Below are 15176 nucleotides of genomic sequence, written 5' to 3'. Positions count from 1 at the left end.
GTATTGAACATACGATAATCAAATTTGAAACTCTCTACTAAAAGGTAGGCAGCTGATCTAAATTATTTTCCTTAATGCCATCTGGTTCACTACGGATAATGTCCCTTCCATATTTATGAAAGACATCAACATGTGCCAGCTTACCCTCTTTTGCTTCATGAAGGGCTGTCAGATAATCTAATTCTCGGCCATTTTCTGTTTTAAATGCTATGATGTCACCATCATCATTCTTTCTAACAGCTACAATTGACTCTTTCGTTGAGTCGGTACTATCACTTATTGCTTCCAATTGCGCCTGACCTTTTGCCTGCTGCTTATATTGTTGATAGATTTGATTGTAATCTTTTGACTCCATAATGTTTACCTCATCCTGACCCATTATTTTGTTCCAACATCCATTTTTTGATTATTCAGTGTCGGTTATATCTTTTTGAGGTTCCTCTTTAGACTCTATAACTGATTCCAATCCATAACCAGTTGCACTTGTTTCCAATACCTCTCGAACAGACTTGCCGTTCATGCCTTGTATTGATTGACCTTCAAATGAATAGCGATTTTCTTTATCCATCTATACTTCCTCCATTCTCAGTTTTATTAAAAGGATTTCTGTTATATGTTGTTCTATTTAACTTGAACCATACAGATTTATTGCTGATTATCAAAAAACGGCCGTTGAGAACTTTTATCTAAGTTAAAACTCATGTTTAGATAAAGGTAAAAAGAATTTGACCCCTCTTTTATTAAATGGCAGCATTTTCATATCGGCTAATAAATGACTGATATAACCTGCTATACAACACGTAAAAATACCTTCAATTCCAATTGACAATTCCAATTGATAGGCTATCACACCAAAGAATAAAATTCCCAAAATGGAGTGGGTATAACTTCGATGCGGAACTAAAGAGGCAGCAATGATAAAGATTCCAAGAAGCCATAACCAAGTTCTATCTAATGAAAATCCTGCAATGAGCACAGCTAGGCCGGTAACCGTTAGCATATGTCTCTGTTTAATGAAGGAAGATAGCATGATGATGACAATCCCCAACGTAATCCCAAACCACTTTGACGGTGTACTGCCCTCCAAATAACTATAAATCATTAGCAGGAAGCCGATAATACATGCTACTGTTCGTATAATTTTATGGGATATCGTTATCTTATTGCTTAATTTCCCATCAATATCGATGTCAGGAATTAATCCTGATACTGCTCCAAGACCAACAAATAAAATAGTCGTCGTTATATTTGTATGTATAATATTTGAAACAACTAATCCTGATACAGCTCCGATTGTTAAATGTGCTGATCCTTTCATTTTCTCTCCCCCTGACACTTTTTATGTATCTAAAAAAATAAACAAACAAAAAAGGAAACAGCAGCGCCGCTTCCTTTTTTGTTTCGTTACGGTCCGGACGGGACTCGAACCCGCGACCTCCTGCGTGACAGGCAGGCATTCTAACCAGCTGAACTACCGGACCAAAGTTATTCAAGTAACTTAAAAAAGAATTGCAATTGCGGGGACAGGATTTGAACCTGCGACCTTCGGGTTATGAGCCCGACGAGCTACCGAACTGCTCCACCCCGCGATAATAGAAATAAAAGTAGTATTCAATTACAAGGACTTTTATTAGTGTATAAAAATAAGCCTTTAAAGTCAACTGCATTTATGGATTATTCTCAAATCCTGATATGCAGAGAAGAAATCGCATGAAATGAACAGAAAATGTCCATATTAACGGTAGATGGGATAAGTAATTTCTAGACATAAGATTCATAGTCTTACTTCGCAGAAACAACTGATAACACAACGCATAATAAGGAGGATGTAATTCGTGGATCGCATGCAATTAGAGAAACTAGGAGATCAATTACGAGAAATTGGCCACAAAAGACGTCAACTAGCAGAGCAAATTTTTGAGGAGGTTCAGGATGGTGATAATCGTTCATCCACTGCCCTGTACCAGGAATTGAGTCAAATCTCTGATCAAGCCATCAGTATTATTACACGTCAAAAGGAAATGTTTGATCAGGAAATACAAAATAATATGTAACAAGTATAGCCTTCACATGTTAATATGATGAAGGCTTTTGATACGATTCCTTAAAAAACCATTTGTGATTTAAATGAGATAAATAAAAAGTAAACCACAACGTAGAAAAGGTCCAATACCACTTCCACTTCTTATAGGTAATCAACCTTGTGTATTTTACTGCAATTAATTCTAATGATGTAATGACCGATGAGTACGCTGCATAATATACTAATTTCACCAAACTACTTCTTTTTTCAGGATAATATAGGTTAAATAATACACATAAAGCTGGATAGATAAAGTATTCAAATGTAAAGCTTGTTTTTGTCGCGTTTTTAAAGAATAACCTTGATGGATAGCTAATAAGTCTCTTTTCTACCACTAGAAGTCCAAAAATCCAAGTAAGAAATTGCTTAGAGAAAAAGATAACCTCCGCTTCCCGCAGTCTATTTCGTTTAACGTACTTTAATAAAAGAAAAGACATGATAAACCAAGATGCCATTTCAATTTTCTTTTCGTAACTAATTTTCATCTACACCACCCCCACCTATCATTAATGTTCCTCAAAAGGTTGTAAAACATAATCAAGTGCTTCCTTCCAAAATATAGCTACGTCAAAATCAAAAAACACATGGAAATTGAGATACCATGTGTTTTTTGCTTCGAACTTATTTTTTTGCAAAATCAAGCAATTCCCACATCTGCTGAGGCTCTAGCTCTTTCTTATCATTCTTTTTCCAATGATGCTGCATGAACATGAGTACGATTCCAATTACGGCGATAAATATCAGACTGATAAAAAAACCTGGTCTGCTTGCTTTATCCCATAACGTTCCACTGACTGCTAATAAAATCAGAACGAACCCTGCCCATTGCTTTACCTTTTCCCAACCTGATAATTCTAATATCCTTGGATATGAAAATAATACAAAAATCCAATTATAGAGAAGCATTAGTCCCGCAGCAGTTGTTATATACTCATATACTGTATCAGGCATCAGTAGTCCAGTCACAATGCTTGATACCAACCCCGCAATTGTCAGAAGCAGTGCAAAGGGAGGAACCTTATGCTTGCCTTTTTTAGAAAAAATTTTAGGCGCATCACCATCCTCTGATAGCGTTACCACCATATTTGTGACTGCAAACAGTGATGCAGTCATTGTTGAAAAACCAGCTACTATGATGGCACCGTTAAATACATGTGGAAAAAACGCAAGATTGTAGCGATCCAGAGCTATAACAAAGGGACTTTCATCAGGTGTAAATTGATTGTTTGCTGCTAAAATAACAGCAAGCCCTACGGAAAGTAAATAAATCATTGTTAATATCAGGAGCATGACGGAATTAGCCTTCCTAGCATCTGCTTTTTTACGAAGTCTGGGTGTCATCATCCCCATGATTTCAATTCCGCCAAAGGCATAAAAACCAAATATCAATGCTGACCAGAATCCAATAATGCCATCTTTAAAAAATTCGTTTGTTTGATTAGGGACATAAAGCTTGTCTCCCCCACCATGAATCAAGCCAATAATTCCAGCAATTGCTAAAATGATAAACATTAGAATCGCTGATACTTTTGTGATAGCAAAAATGTTTTCAGCCTTTTCAAAACCACTAGCCCCCAGCAGAACGACGATAATTCCCAAAACAGCATAAATCGAAGCAAGAACCCAAAGTGGAATATTTGGGAACCAAAAACGGGTAAAAATTGATAGTGCAGTAAGTTGACTTCCGACAATTAATATTTCTGAGCTCCAATATACCCAGCCGCTGCCAAATCCAGCCCATCTTCCAAAGGCTTTTTTAGCATAGGTCCGAAAAGAGCCCTTTTGCGGATCATGTGCAGCTAATTTCCCTAATGCCTCACCTACAATATAGGTTCCTGCTGCAGCAATAATAAAAATAAACAGGACAGAAGCTCCAGTTAGTCTAATCGCAATCCCAGAGGCTAAGAAAAATCCAGTCCCGATAATACACCCTACACCAACTAACGATAATTGCCACCAAGCTAATCTTTTATCATCAGGTCCACAAGTAGCTTTTTTCATTCTAAAACTCCCCCTTAACATCTTTATTATTTTGAGAGGTTCTATTTGTTTCTATGTATAGGGAAATTGGCAAAAAAAGGTGTCAAGTAACCGAAACTGACAAATGTTACTAAATTTTACGTAGTATCTGTATTGGATACTCAATTAAGTTATATTATTGCAATTTTCGACTTATTTTTTTATTTTTTACAAAAAATAAATAAACTATAGCTTCACAAATAACATTTTTCATGTAAGATAATATTACAAAATATAATAATTAGTTCGAAAATTGAATTAAAATATAAATATAATATATTGAATGGAGGAATTAATATGACAATTAATGACAAAGTTCTTTTTGCTGGAGAAGTTTATATTATCTTATATGACTATAAAAATGGACGATATGAGATAAGAAGCGAGAAATCACCAAGAAAGGTGATGTTAGTAAAAGAAAATGAAATCCAAATGTTGTAAGATAAATGAACAAAAAATATACCCTTGTTGTATTTTTGTTACTTAGGCCTGGTAGGTTTCATATTCTTCCCTCCTGACATACCAGGCTTATAAGTCCATTTTACAAACACCTCAAATTCCCCTCTATACGTTTATTCAAAATCCACTTATGATAGCCTAAATAATAGTAGGAATTCATGAGCATGATTAACTGTGATTAATTTCATATCTTAAATTTGTCAGTTACAGTTATAATAAGTTATTTACTATATTAAAACAGGGGATATACCATGGTAAAAGATTTATTTATTCATGTTTGTATTGTGATTACCTTTTTATTTATTGGTGGAAGTATTTTTAGAGGCCGCTCTCTTTTCAATACATTTTGGAGAAAGATTATATTTGGTTTTTTCTCTGGAATTCTTGGTTCCCTTTTAATGCTTTTTACCATTCGATTAACTCCAACCACTATTATGGATTTTAGACATATTAGTATTCTCATGTCTGCACTATACGGGGGGCCTCTATCTGCGGGCATTTCCGTCGTAATTATTTGTTTATACAGAATTGTTTTCATTACTAGTTCGGTAGAAGCACTACTCATTTCACTCACAAATATGGTGCTCATTGGAATTTTCTCTTCTTTTATTACTTCCCTACGTGTCTCTGAATTAAAAAAGTGGGTCTATATGTATTTGTTCAGCCTAGTCATGCTTTCGTTAGGCTTTTTCTATCTTTTAGACCGATCAAAAGGCTTCTATGAGCTTATGTTTACTTATTGGGGAATTAGTTTGTTTGCTGGTGCTTTAATTTATTATTGTGCCAATATGATTGTTCAATCCAATCGTTCCTTTAACGAGTTGAAAAGAAATTCTACTACAGATTTTCTAACAGGACTATATAATGTACGTCATTTTCATTCTGCTTATCATAAAGCAATAGAAAAGTCTAAGGCAGACAATGAAAAGTTATCTCTCTTAATTATTGATATTGATCATTTTAAGAAAGTAAATGACACATATGGGCATCTTGCTGGTGATGAGGTTTTACGGCAACTCGGGATTTTACTTTCTACTTATACCCGCTCATTTGATATTATCTCAAGAATGGGCGGTGAGGAATTCTCGGTTCTTCTATTCAATTGTTCCAATCAACTAGCCTTAGAAATTGGAGAAGGAATTCGCTCAGGTATCGAAAATCATCCTTTTATCCTGCCTGATGGAAAAAGAATCTTCCTAACCATTTCCATCGGTGCTGCAACATTCATGGAAACGACCCAAAACCCGAATCATCTTGTTAAACAAGCTGATACAGCATTATATAAAGGAAAGACTACAGGAAGGAATAAGGTATGCTCTATACAATCAGAAATAGAATAACAAAAAGTTCCCTTCAAACAGGGAACTTTTTTTGTAATTCCATTACATTGAAATATCTTTATTTGCGAATATAGAATTGCTTGTTTTAATGTGAGCAAGCACATTAATAACAAATAGTACCACTCCCAGAACGACTAACAAAGAACCGATAATCGTACCAACAACAAGTGCTTGATTACCTGTTACTAATTGCACAAATAAAACACCCTGCATTAAAGGTAAACCGATATTATGTAACCAAAAATGTGCCTTCGCCAATTTTGTTTCACCGACTTTTGGAAAAACACAATAAATTAATCCGAAAATCGCCATTGATACCCAGCCTAAAAGATTTAAATGTGCATGGACTGAGGTAAACGAAAAGTTATGGATAATACCCATTACAAGTCCAAGACAGACAGCTATTAAAAAGTATACAGCTGCAATTTTTAAAAAACGCACTCCCATTATTTCACTCCCTTTCATAATTATTCTATTTTAAACATTTATAATAATATACTAATTTATTCATAGTGTTAATAGATTTTACTATTTTTTTCGAAATAATTTACAAATTTATCGATCTTTTATCCTATTTTTACAAAGTTTAGACAAATCACGATTATCTCAAACTATTTTCCATAAAAATGGAGGATTTTGTCTTGATTATGTTGAATTTATTAAAAATTAACAGAACAGACGTTTTAGAAAGGTGGAAATGAAATGGATCGAATAAGTTGTCTTGCATATCTTTTATATCAAGCAGAAAATCGAGAAATACAAAACGCAGCTTTACAATTAGTCAGCGGTGAAATTTCCATCAAAGAGCTTAATAATATTCCACAATACCTTCCTTTTATCAAGGAAGCTGAAAAAGAATTAAAGAAAAATACCTTAAATACAAATGAGGTATATGATTTTGTTGAAAGCTTTCTTTACACATACTAATGAAAACATAAAGCACACTTCCCCTTATTAAAGGAGAAGTGCGTTTTATTACCTTATACTTTTTATAAAAATAAATTTCTAAATTCGCCATAGCCTTCCTCTTCAAGTTTATCCTTCGGAACAAAGCGAAGTGCAGCCGAATTAATGCAGTATCTCGAGCCATATGGCTTAGGACCATCATCAAATACATGACCTAAGTGTGAATCAGACGTCTTTGCTCGAACCTCTATACGCCGTAATCCGTGAGAAGTATCAAACTTTTCCTCTATTTCATTCTTTCGTAATGATTTGGTAAAGCTAGGCCATCCACAGCCTGCATCATATTTATCTAAAGAGCTAAATAATGGTTCGCCTGAGATGATATCAACATAAATTCCCTCTCCTGTATGATTCCAAAACTCATTTTGAAATGGAGGCTCTGTAGCATTATGTCTTGTGACTTCATATTGAATAGGAGTCAGCTCCTTACGTAATTCTTCATCACTTTTCCTTTTTTTCCAGTTTTCACGTATGAATTTTGCTCGTCCTGATCCCTCTTTGTATAAATTATAGTGGAATGGAATCTTTCTATAATAATATTGGTGCTTTTCTTCTGCAGGAAAAAAGCTTTTTGCTGGCAGTATTTCGGTAACAATAGGCTTCTCAAACCGATTGCTTTTCTTCAGCTCTTCCTTAGAGGCTTCAGCAAGCCTTCGCTGCTCCTCATTATGATAAAAGATTGCTGTCCGGTAGGAAGATCCGCGGTCATTAAATTGTCCTTCAGAATCAGTGGGATCAATTTGCTGCCAAAATAATTTCATTAATTTTTGATATGGAAAAATACCTGGATCAAACGTAATTTGTACTGCTTCATAATGTCCTGTGGTATTTGAACAAACATCCTCGTATGTAGGGTTATCTTTAAATCCGCCTGTATAGCCTGAAATCACTTCTATAATTCCAGGCTGTTGATCAAACGGTTCAACCATACACCAAAAACAGCCTCCTGCAAATGTTGCTAATTCATATTGAGTCATTCATCCTTGCTCCTTTAATAAGTAAATTGAATATTCTCTTTATCAGCAATCATATCAAACATAGCTAAAAAAATTCACAAAAATTGTTTAGAATATTTATTAACAAAGTACACACGCTAAATTTAGTGGAGGTGAATAGGGTGAAAAAAGAAAGTTCCGATAAGTTAAGTCAAAATTCTCCCAAGGATTCTATCATGGATTCAGTAAATCAAACATTTGATGAAATGGTACAAGATGTCAGGAATTTATTGAATGAAAATTCTCAGAAAAATCAACTTAAATAGTCTATAACCTAACGCCAAAATTGGCGTTTTTTTTTCTAACTTTCATAATCCTGTGATTGAATTTACCTTTTTAGTAAAAAATAAAGGTAGTGTTGAAACCGACACTATACTTCAATGTGGAGGGATATACTTTGAATATTCTCTTTCGTTTATTTCCAACACTTTTTTTCTTAATCTTAAGAGTGGCGTTCCTTTTAAGCAATTCAGTATCGAAATTAAAAGGCTTATTACGTATGCCATCATTGACGTAAGCTGAGTATTCTATAAGTATTGCCTGTTTCTCATTGTTGTAATAAAGGAGAGCATTCTATATGCTCTCCTCATTATCATTCTTATTTAGATTTAGATTTCTTTTCTAATTCCGTTCATGATAAATTGAACCAGCTGGTTAATTTCATCAGTTGGCACATTTGTTGAGGGTTCTAACGATAGGACAAAGCTTGATACAAAATAACCAGCTATTAAGGTAAACATCATTTTTAATATTTTGTCGCTTGGAAGATCCGATAGTTCTCCTCTGCCTTTATAAAGATTAATTATTTTTAAAAGACGCTTTAATACCGTTTCAGAAAAAAAAGGCAGCAATTCTTTTTTCAAATCTTCACTATACAATAGCTCTTTTACAATTACTTTAAATAGCTCCTGATTATCAAAAATAAAATACCAGCGATTTTGCAAGAATGCCTTCAGAAATTCCTCAAAGCTTTTGTCTTCAGAATAGACTTCTTTGATAACATTCTCAGCCATCGATGGCAATGACTCTTTAATAAATGGAAGAATGACGGCTAGCAATAAATTATCCTTCGTTCCATAATGGCGGAAAATTGTTCCTTCTGCAACACCTGCACCCTTTGCTATCTCACTTGTTGAAGTATTTGCATACCCCTTCTCGGCAAACATTTTTACAGCTGTTTCGGCTATTTTTTGCTGCTTATCGGTATTTTTCTTGGATATTTTCGTTTGCGCAATCATTTCATCCAAAAGACTTTTCTTAGACAACCGTTTCTACCTCCTTCCTCCCTAGTTATTTATAATTTTCGATATCGTTTCAACGCAAAGATATTTAGAATAATAAAGATAAATGCAAATAGAACTAAGGCCGCTAAATCAAAGGTAATATCCCCTAAACCCAGTCCCATATACATAACTCCCTTAAGTGCATCTGCTGCATAATATAAAGGCATAACCTTCGCTACCCATTGTAGCCATCCTGCCATCCCTTCAAGCGGCAGAATTCCAGAAAAGAAGATTTGAGGAATAATAGCAATCGGAATAAACTGAACCATTTGAAATTCAGTGGCTGCAAATGTTGATAATAGAATTCCTAAAGATAAAGCAACTAAAGCTAATAGTAAGTTGATTAGGATTACATTCCAAAGGGAGCCAACAAGTACAATATCTAATACATTAATGGCATAAAAGACGACAATCACAGTTTGAATGACAGCAAACATTCCAAATCCAATTAAATAGGCTGAAACGATTTCTCCCCGACGGATTGGTGTTGACATTAACCTTTCTAACGTACCAGTTGTTCGCTCCTTTAATAACCCAATTCCTGAAATCAGAAACACAAAAAAGAAGACAAAGAAACCGATTAATATTGGACTTAATACATCAAAGAAAACGGTGTCATGACTGCCATATACATAGGCTGTTTCTATATTAACTTTCTGAAGATTGATCTGTTGAACTTGATTTGTGAATACAGTTTGTGTATATGTGGTTAGGATTTGATTGACCTTCATTTGTAACTGTTTGGCTATACTAGGATCATCATTTAGCAGGGTTAAGGTAAAATGATTAGCCTTGTCTTGTTGTAATAAACCATCAAGCTCTTCTTTAACAACCGTATCCTTTGCATCATTAAGTTCTTGATATTTGCTAATGTAAAAACCTGCATCTTCAAATTTCTCAATGAGACCTTGCTCTACATTAACTACCCCTACTTTGGGTTTGACTGTATCCCCATTAAATAATAAATACATTAGACTAAGAATAAGTAATGGTGCTACAAATAATAGTGCCAGCGTTCGCTTATCACGGAACATCTCCAAACAAATTCTTTTTACTAAAGCTGTCGTTCTCATGCTTCCAGCCTCCCAGCATTAAGAAATACTTCATCAAAAGTCCTGGCATGGTACAACTGTTTTAATTCGTCTGGCGTTCCACTCGTTAAGATTTGTCCATCTCTAACCATAGCAATAAAATCACATCTTTCAGCTTCATCCATTACATGCGTTGTTACAATAATCGTTTTCCCTTCTTTTTTTAAGCGCAATAATTCATTCCATATCCCTATTTTTAATTCAGGGTCAATTCCAACCGTTGGCTCATCTAATATAAGAATTTTAGGATTATGGATTAATGCAATGGCAAGAGATAATCGTCGTTTCATCCCGCCGGAATAGGCTGAGACCTTTTTATTTAGTTCATTTGTAAGGTTAACTAAGCTGGCTGTATATGAAATACGTTTCTGCATTTCTGCTTTATTCAACTTGTACAGTGATGCAAAAAAGGTAAGATTTTCTTTCCCTGTCAAAGATGAATATAATGCATCCGATTGTGCCATATACCCAATATCTTTAAGAACCTCTAAGTTTGGCATCTGTTTATTAAGTACTTTTATAAAGCCTGAATTAGATTTATCCATACCGACAATCATTTTGACCAGCGTCGTTTTTCCAGCACCGGACGGACCAATTAGCCCATATAATTTCCCTTCTGAAATCGCTAACTGAACCCCGTTTAATACCTGCTTCTTACCAAAGCTCTTGCTGATGTTTTCAATTTCAATACTGACACCCATCACCAACACCTCCTAGAAAAAGTGAGTAATTACTCACTTTTATTATTTGGTTTTTCCTCTCCTATGTCAATATAGAATGTAAGTAATTACTTTATTATTTCCGTACTTACATTCTAAAGGACAGTTGATAGGTATTTGCAAATTCGAGAACATATATCCAAATAGTTAGTTTGTTCCCATACCAATAATAGCTGTCAGGCATATATTGAGAAAAAGGAGTTTTGTAAATGAGTGTTACAGCATTTATTATTTCCATCATTGTTTCATTAATGATTGGTTATGTTGCGGAGAAACTAGTTCCTTTTGACATGCCCGGTGGTGTGTTTGGTTCAATTATTGCCGGATTTATTGGGACTTGGATTGGACACGGTATATTTGGTGCATGGGGACCCGTCATTGCAGGCTTTTATTTAATTCCCGCAGTTATCGGTGCCGTTATTGTTGTTGTAATTGTCGGGCTTATCAGTGAGGTTTTTTCAAAATAAAAATCCATTTTACTGTCTTTCTTACTATGCCTATTCCATAAAAAAAGGAGACGCTATGTCTCCTTTTACTTATATAGAAACTTTTAGTCTTCTAAAACCCAATCCTCCTGGTAAATAGTGTCACCATTGGCTGATAAAGCTTTTATACTCGTTTTCTTACCGATTGCTAAATAGTAACGTTTTTTGTTTTTCTCTATCATTATGGCTTCATTGTATTTGTCTGTTTCTCCGACAGCAAGTGTTTCAATTTTATTGATTTCGGGACTAACGATTTCCCCATACATAATGGAAAGATCTGAAGTTATATTGCCCTCCTTATCATAATCACGAAAATCCTCTTTATAGATTGTTATTTGGTCATTTCCCTTATTTTTCCATCCGTTAGGACCTACATTATCCCAACCATCCTTTGAATCGCCTTTTAGAAAAGCGACTCCTAAGACGGGTTTGGTTTTGTCTGTAAATTCCTCTAATTCCGTTATCGTATCATATAAAACTATTGAAATATCGTTCATTTTCTCAGTATGTATAATTTGATTCACCTGATACGGAATGGCCTCGCTCATTGTCGGATAACTACAGGCTGTTATACTAAGAAGAATGAAACACATTATAAGTAATTGAATCCCCTTTTTCATGATTTTAGCCCCCTATTTAAACTACTATTTAAATTATATCAAATTTTCAAATAATAATATGGATGAAAAAATCAATTTAGTCTATTAGACCTTGTTAAATGCCGGGAATATTTTGAATGCTTAATGATTAATAGGACTTTAGGCTTATATAAATCTACCGTTCTCCATTAAAAAAGCTTGAATTTATATCAAGCTTTTTCCAGGTATACTTTGTAATTTAGCTATAATCAGCAGTACAGCATCAGCCTTTTCTGCTGCTACTTTTTACGTTTCTGTTGATTGGACTTTTTTATTTTCATGATTTTAGTAGGTGGTTGTTTTCGAAGCCATTTTATGAATGAGGATAGTTTTACATCATTTCTTAATTCTTGTAATGTTGTCAGACGTGCCGCAATTTCTTCATTATTATATAACGCGTGTATTTGTTTATGGCATGGAATACATAAATCAGCTTTATCACCAAATGTGCCGCCTTTTTCTTTTGGTAGTAAATGATGGACTGTAGTTTCTACACCGCTTCGTCCACAAAGCTCACAGATAGCCACCATTTGTCCCCCTTTTATTTCAATTTAAGAAAATAGTTAAAACCAGCCCTTTCGTTTAAACCAAAGATAAAGCAGCACACCTACGATACCCATAATGCCTAAAGCTAAAAAATACCCATATTTCCAGGTCAATTCAGGCATGTATTCAAAGTTCATGCCATAAATTCCAGCAATAAACGTTAACGGTGCAAAAATTGATGTAATAATTGTTAGCACCTTCATAACATTATTGGTCTGATGTGAATTTAATGAGAGATAGCTGTCGCGAATATCCGCAGTTAATTCTCTGCTGGACAGAACCATATCCGACAATTTTAATAAGTGGTCATGGATATCAGAAAAATATTCCCATCGGTCCCTTATCCCTTGTAAATGATGTGAATTTAACATACGGTATAGCAAGTCCCGCATCGGGTTTATCGAATGTCTTAAATTTAGTAGCATATGCCTCGTATCAAATAGTTCATTCATTAAATGATCCATTGATTTGTTTTGTGTATTACTTTCAATTTTGTCTAATTCATCTTCTATTTTGTACATAAGCGGAAAGTAGTTATCAACAATTTTGTCAAGAATATCATAAAACACATAATATGGATCCCATTGTTCCAGCTTATTTTTATTTAATAAACGGTCCCATACCTGGTTGACTTCATGAACCGACTCCCGATGAAATGTAACGATATAATGCTCGCCAATGAAAAAATTTAACTCTTCTTTAATAATTTCTTTCTCATCCTCTTTTACGATATGGGTGACAAAGAATGTATAGTCATCATAATAATCCAATTTCGGACGCTGAGGTCTGTGTATGCAATCTTCAACGGCAAGCGGATGAAAATGGAAACTTTCCGTTAAATGCTGGATATCCTCTTCGCTGGGCTGATTAAAATCAACCCAATACCATTTATAGGATGAGAAATTGGCATTCTTTATAGTGAGATCTGTTACTAATTCATTCTCATGCGTAACTCCAACCATTCGTATCATCTGCGCACACCCTTATTCTATTTAAAGGATATACTGTTGATCATCCTTTCTTGAAATTATCCTTTCAACAGTTTAGTTTTTACAATTTGTATCATTCTATCCTAAATTTGAAATTCTTCCTTTATAACGTTAATCTATAGAAGATAAATTTTATCTATTTTCTAATAAAGGAGAGTTACACAATGAATTTTGTAACCTTGAATAATGGCTTAAAAATGCCGCAGTTAGGTTTCGGGGTATGGCAGGTTCCAGATGATCAAGCAGCGGTTGCTGTTGCAAAGGCACTCGAGGTAGGCTATCGATCAATTGATACGGCAATGATTTATGAAAACGAAAAAGGAGTTGGAAAAGCTATTCATGAATCCTCAATACCTCGTGAAGAGCTTTTTATTACAACAAAGGTTTGGAACACTGATCAGGGCTTTGACAATAGTATCACGGCCTATGAAAAAAGTTTGGAAAGACTCGGTTTAGACTATGTTGATTTGTATCTTATTCACTGGCCAACACCACAATATGATCAGTATGTTGAAACATATAAAGCATTAGAAAAACTTTATCGTGATGGGCGTGTAAAAGCCATAGGGGTTTGTAATTTTAATCAGAATCACCTGGAACAAATTATAAATGAATGTGAAATTACACCAGTCCTAAATCAAGTTGAATGTCATCCATATCTTTCACAAAAGGACATCAAGGATTTTTGTCATTCACATAATATTTATGTGGAGGCTTGGAGTCCGCTTGATCAAGGCGGAGAAGCGTTAGAGGACCCTGTTATTAAACGAATTGCCGCAGCACATGAGAAAACAACGGCACAGACAATCCTTAGGTGGCATTTGCAGAATAATACAATCGTGATCCCTAAATCGGTCACTCCATCCCGAATAGAAGAAAATTTCAACGTGTTTGATTTTGAATTATCCCAAAAAGAAATGGAAGAAATACATAACCTTAACCGTAACCGCCGTAAAGGTCCAGAACCAAATGATTTTAATATAAGATAAAGTATGAAAAAAAGAAGCGATAAAACATCGCTTCTTTTTTTAATTATTAACTTTGTCAGAGAGAATTTTTTCGTAACAATTAAAGGGATTCTCTTTACCGTGAAAGGTCATCTCCCCTGCCTTAACGTACCCATTTTTTTCAAATAATGCTTGAGCCTTTTTATTTAACGAATACGTATCGATTTTCATATATGGTGTATTATGTTGCATAGCAACTTTCTCAGCATGGGAAATTAAGCTTGATGCAATCCCTTTTTCCCTCACTGCAGCACTTATAACAAGCCGATGAAAGGTATAGGATGGAATCTCCTGGCTCCATGGAATGTCAAGGTATTCATTTGGTAGATTCGTATCAACAGTAATTGAACCTACTACTTGCTCATTTTCTTCATAAACATACAATGATCCATTTTGCACATCATGTTCAATAATAGACATTGTTGGATATTTTTCATCCCATTGATCATTTTGTTCTTCTTTCATAATTTGTACTGTATCTCCCACCATTTTCATGATAGCGGGCAAATCTGCCTTGTTCCCTTTTCTAATCATCATTATTTTATCCTTTCCTTTT

At 34.6% G+C, this 15176-nt stretch carries 21 protein-coding genes and 2 tRNA genes; 7 read left to right on the top strand and 16 right to left on the bottom strand.

The window, feature by feature from the left end; genetic code table 11:
- Nucleotides 1-37: 37 nt before the first annotated feature.
- The 5 genes from ACHUFV_RS01500 to ACHUFV_RS01480 all read right to left on the bottom strand — a co-directional run bounded on the left by ACHUFV_RS01500 (nucleotide 38) and on the right by ACHUFV_RS01480 (nucleotide 1589).
- Entirely contained in the window at nucleotides 38-355 is a 318-nt protein-coding gene (locus ACHUFV_RS01500; protein ID WP_394231788.1) for a DUF3892 domain-containing protein, read from the bottom strand.
- A gap of 51 nt (nucleotides 356-406) precedes the next feature.
- Entirely contained in the window at nucleotides 407-568 is a 162-nt protein-coding gene (locus ACHUFV_RS01495) for a hypothetical protein (RefSeq protein ID WP_394231786.1), read from the bottom strand.
- A gap of 123 nt (nucleotides 569-691) precedes the next feature.
- Complete coding sequence (locus tag ACHUFV_RS01490) at nucleotides 692-1318, bottom strand: metal-dependent hydrolase (protein ID WP_394231784.1); 627 nt, start codon at nucleotides 1316-1318, stop codon at nucleotides 692-694.
- Nucleotides 1319-1407: 89 nt separating this feature from the next.
- Nucleotides 1408-1481 (bottom strand) — tRNA-Asp (locus ACHUFV_RS01485).
- Nucleotides 1482-1515: 34 nt separating this feature from the next.
- A tRNA-Met gene (locus tag ACHUFV_RS01480) sits at nucleotides 1516-1589 on the bottom strand.
- 255 nt (nucleotides 1590-1844) lie between these two features.
- On the opposite strand from ACHUFV_RS01480, the gene ACHUFV_RS01475 reads away from it, so the two are divergent.
- Nucleotides 1845-2054, top strand: a complete 210-nt coding sequence (locus ACHUFV_RS01475) for a hypothetical protein (RefSeq protein WP_394233341.1) — start codon at nucleotides 1845-1847, stop codon at nucleotides 2052-2054.
- A 19-nt stretch (nucleotides 2055-2073) separates the two neighbouring features.
- Here ACHUFV_RS01475 and ACHUFV_RS01470 read toward each other — a convergent pair whose 3' ends face one another.
- Entirely contained in the window at nucleotides 2074-2568 is a 495-nt protein-coding gene (locus tag ACHUFV_RS01470) for a CBO0543 family protein (protein ID WP_394231782.1), read from the bottom strand.
- Between the two features lie 136 nt (nucleotides 2569-2704).
- Entirely contained in the window at nucleotides 2705-4084 is a 1380-nt protein-coding gene (locus ACHUFV_RS01465; RefSeq protein WP_394231780.1) for an amino acid permease, read from the bottom strand.
- Nucleotides 4085-4399: 315 nt separating this feature from the next.
- On the opposite strand from ACHUFV_RS01465, the gene ACHUFV_RS01460 reads away from it, so the two are divergent.
- Both ACHUFV_RS01460 and ACHUFV_RS01455 read left to right on the top strand, forming a co-directional pair.
- Nucleotides 4400-4543, top strand: a complete 144-nt coding sequence (locus tag ACHUFV_RS01460) for a hypothetical protein (protein WP_394231778.1) — start codon at nucleotides 4400-4402, stop codon at nucleotides 4541-4543.
- A 269-nt stretch (nucleotides 4544-4812) separates the two neighbouring features.
- A complete protein-coding gene (locus tag ACHUFV_RS01455) occupies nucleotides 4813-5901 on the top strand; it encodes a diguanylate cyclase (protein ID WP_394231776.1) in 1089 nt (362 codons plus the stop codon).
- Nucleotides 5902-5943: 42 nt separating this feature from the next.
- Here the strand turns inward: ACHUFV_RS01455 and ACHUFV_RS01450 are convergent, their stop codons facing one another.
- The gene (locus ACHUFV_RS01450; protein WP_394231774.1) at nucleotides 5944-6348 is read right to left on the bottom strand and encodes a cbb3-type cytochrome c oxidase subunit I; all 405 of its coding nucleotides are present in this window, start codon (nucleotides 6346-6348) and stop codon (nucleotides 5944-5946) included.
- 255 nt (nucleotides 6349-6603) lie between these two features.
- On the opposite strand from ACHUFV_RS01450, the gene ACHUFV_RS01445 reads away from it, so the two are divergent.
- The gene (locus ACHUFV_RS01445; RefSeq protein ID WP_394231772.1) at nucleotides 6604-6828 is read left to right on the top strand and encodes a hypothetical protein; all 225 of its coding nucleotides are present in this window, start codon (nucleotides 6604-6606) and stop codon (nucleotides 6826-6828) included.
- A 62-nt stretch (nucleotides 6829-6890) separates the two neighbouring features.
- Here ACHUFV_RS01445 and msrB read toward each other — a convergent pair whose 3' ends face one another.
- Nucleotides 6891-7844, bottom strand: coding sequence for a peptide-methionine (R)-S-oxide reductase MsrB (msrB, locus tag ACHUFV_RS01440; RefSeq protein ID WP_394231770.1), 954 nt, complete (start codon nucleotides 7842-7844; stop codon nucleotides 6891-6893).
- Nucleotides 7845-7984: 140 nt separating this feature from the next.
- On the opposite strand from msrB, the gene ACHUFV_RS01435 reads away from it, so the two are divergent.
- A complete protein-coding gene (locus ACHUFV_RS01435; RefSeq protein WP_394231768.1) occupies nucleotides 7985-8128 on the top strand; it encodes a hypothetical protein in 144 nt (47 codons plus the stop codon).
- 342 nt (nucleotides 8129-8470) lie between these two features.
- Here the strand turns inward: ACHUFV_RS01435 and ACHUFV_RS01430 are convergent, their stop codons facing one another.
- From ACHUFV_RS01430 to ACHUFV_RS01420, 3 genes are read right to left on the bottom strand one after another with little or no spacing between them, the layout of a single operon-like run.
- Entirely contained in the window at nucleotides 8471-9127 is a 657-nt protein-coding gene (locus ACHUFV_RS01430) for a TetR/AcrR family transcriptional regulator (RefSeq protein WP_394231766.1), read from the bottom strand.
- 29 nt (nucleotides 9128-9156) lie between these two features.
- Complete coding sequence (locus ACHUFV_RS01425; RefSeq protein ID WP_394231764.1) at nucleotides 9157-10218, bottom strand: ABC transporter permease; 1062 nt, start codon at nucleotides 10216-10218, stop codon at nucleotides 9157-9159.
- Nucleotides 10215-10937 (bottom strand): ABC transporter ATP-binding protein, encoded by a 723-nt coding sequence (locus ACHUFV_RS01420; RefSeq protein WP_394231761.1) that lies wholly within the window; start codon nucleotides 10935-10937, stop codon nucleotides 10215-10217. The genes ACHUFV_RS01425 and ACHUFV_RS01420 overlap by 4 nt, the downstream gene beginning before the upstream one ends.
- 227 nt (nucleotides 10938-11164) lie before the next feature.
- Between ACHUFV_RS01420 and ACHUFV_RS01415 the strand changes: the two genes are divergently transcribed.
- On the top strand, nucleotides 11165-11422 hold the full coding sequence (locus tag ACHUFV_RS01415) for a GlsB/YeaQ/YmgE family stress response membrane protein (protein WP_394231759.1): 258 nt from the start codon (nucleotides 11165-11167) through the stop codon (nucleotides 11420-11422).
- An 83-nt stretch (nucleotides 11423-11505) separates the two neighbouring features.
- Here the strand turns inward: ACHUFV_RS01415 and ACHUFV_RS01410 are convergent, their stop codons facing one another.
- The 3 genes from ACHUFV_RS01410 to corA form a co-directional block, all read right to left on the bottom strand.
- A complete protein-coding gene (locus tag ACHUFV_RS01410; RefSeq protein WP_394231757.1) occupies nucleotides 11506-12060 on the bottom strand; it encodes a hypothetical protein in 555 nt (184 codons plus the stop codon).
- Nucleotides 12061-12317: 257 nt separating this feature from the next.
- Nucleotides 12318-12608 carry an HNH endonuclease gene (locus tag ACHUFV_RS01405; RefSeq protein ID WP_394231755.1) on the bottom strand — a complete coding sequence of 97 codons (291 nt, stop codon included), beginning with the start codon at nucleotides 12606-12608 and terminating at the stop codon, nucleotides 12318-12320.
- Nucleotides 12609-12641: 33 nt separating this feature from the next.
- Nucleotides 12642-13595 carry a magnesium/cobalt transporter CorA gene (gene corA / locus ACHUFV_RS01400; RefSeq protein ID WP_394231754.1) on the bottom strand — a complete coding sequence of 318 codons (954 nt, stop codon included), beginning with the start codon at nucleotides 13593-13595 and terminating at the stop codon, nucleotides 12642-12644.
- A gap of 182 nt (nucleotides 13596-13777) precedes the next feature.
- Between corA and ACHUFV_RS01395 the strand changes: the two genes are divergently transcribed.
- Nucleotides 13778-14602, top strand: a complete 825-nt coding sequence (locus ACHUFV_RS01395) for an aldo/keto reductase (protein ID WP_394231752.1) — start codon at nucleotides 13778-13780, stop codon at nucleotides 14600-14602.
- A gap of 39 nt (nucleotides 14603-14641) precedes the next feature.
- Here ACHUFV_RS01395 and ACHUFV_RS01390 read toward each other — a convergent pair whose 3' ends face one another.
- On the bottom strand, nucleotides 14642-15157 hold the full coding sequence (locus ACHUFV_RS01390) for a GNAT family N-acetyltransferase (RefSeq protein WP_394231750.1): 516 nt from the start codon (nucleotides 15155-15157) through the stop codon (nucleotides 14642-14644).
- Nucleotides 15158-15176: the final 19 nt, after the last annotated feature.

It is taken from the genome of Niallia oryzisoli (assembly GCF_043641075.1).
GTDB classification, from domain to species: domain Bacteria; phylum Bacillota; class Bacilli; order Bacillales; family Cytobacillaceae; genus Bacillus_BD; species Bacillus_BD oryzisoli_A.
This window is presented reverse-complemented; position numbering and strand designations above follow the sequence as displayed.